The following is a 1,454-nucleotide window of genomic DNA, read 5'->3' as shown; positions in this document are numbered from 1 at the left end:
ACCTGACGCTGGACCCGACCAAGGGCAAGTTCACCATCATGGGCTTCCTGCCCACGACCGCGGACATCTCCTTCGAGCAGACCGGAAAGACCACGGGCACCCTGGACACCGCCGGCGCCCTGAAGTCGAAGTCGGAGATGTTCGTCAAGCTCTCCAGCGTCAACGCCTTCGGTCTGCCCATCGGCGGCGGCGCCGACTGCAAGACGGTCTCTCCCGCCAAGGTCGACCTCGCCAGCGAGGGCCGCTTCCAGCCCTACAAGGGCGGCAAGCTCAAGGGCACCTACACCCTGCCCGGCATCAAGGGCTGCGGCGCCCTCAACGACATCATCAGCACGTTCATGGCAGGCGCCGGCAACACCATCGACATGGACCTCACCTACAAGAGCTGACGCCACACCACGGCGGTGAGTCCGCATTCCCGATCCGGCCCCCCGCCCCCTTCGAGGCGGGGGGCCGGACCCGTTCCCGCACAACTTGGAGAGGCAGTGCTGAGATTGCGCGCCACAGGGTGGCGGGCCGCCCCCGCCGTCGTGCTGCTTGCCGGGCTGATCGGCGTCACCTCCGGTCATCCGGCCGCCGCGGACCCGGTCTCCCTGACACAGACGTACAAGTGCGTGTTCCCGATCATGGAGGAGGATCCGCTCACCGTCGTCATCAAGGCGGACCTGCCGGCCAAGGTGAAGGCCGGCGAGCAGATCCCGGCCTTCCGCATCACCTCGGTGTCCAAGGTCAGCAGGGCGGCGGCCACCGCCCTGCGCACGGTCGGCGGCGCCACTCTCGAGGGGGTCGCCACTGCGGACGTCACCGTTCACATGCCGGAGGGCCCGCTGAACATCGGCCTCGACAACACCATCCCCAAGACGCCCTTGCCGCAGCCGCCCGCCGACTTCGAGGTGACCGCGACCGGCCAGGCCCCGGCGCTGACGTTCCGGCAGCCAGGCAGCGTGAAGATCGACGTCAACAGCCTGCTCCTGACGATGACACCGCGGGACACGAGCGGCGCCAAGACGAGTCTCGACACCTTCGAGACCGAGTGCACGCTCGACCCCGCCGACCAGAACAGGATGCTGCACACCGTCCAGGTCGAACCGGGCACGACCGATCCGACCGATCCACCGGACCCGGTGCCGCTGGGCTTCGGCATCAAGGGCAGCTCGTACATCAAGGCGGGCAAGGGCAGCGCCGCACTGGCCGGCCGCATCGACACCCGCTACGACCCGGACAAGGGAACCTTCGACGCCGACCTGGACCTCACCCCGGCCAAGGGCCAGTTCACCTACCTCGGCTTCCTGCCCACGACCGCGGACATCGCCTTCGAGCAGACCGGAAAGACGACAGGGACGCTCGACACGGCAGGCCACCTCACGTCGCACTCCGAGATGTACGTCAAGCTCACCACCGTGAGCGCGCTCGGCCTGCCCATCGGCGGCGGACCGAACTGCAGGACCGTCGAG

The 1,454-nt window shown here is 68.3% G+C and carries 1 protein-coding gene and 1 pseudogene; both read left to right on the top strand.

Annotated elements, in window-relative coordinates; genetic code table 11:
• A pseudogene (locus ACQKIP_RS47320) lies at positions 1–389 on the top strand (hypothetical protein); the annotation flags it as partial.
• Between the two features lie 105 nt (positions 390–494).
• A partial coding sequence (locus ACQKIP_RS47315) for a DUF6801 domain-containing protein (protein ID WP_427745850.1) occupies positions 495–1,454 on the top strand: 960 nt, incomplete at its 3' end.

Origin of the sequence: Streptomyces sp. NPDC059900 (assembly GCF_050270335.1) — a bacterium.
Taxonomy (GTDB): Bacteria; Actinomycetota; Actinomycetes; order Streptomycetales; family Streptomycetaceae; genus Streptomyces.
Note: the sequence above shows the minus strand (reverse complement) of the source record. Positions and strands in the feature narration are given on the sequence as shown.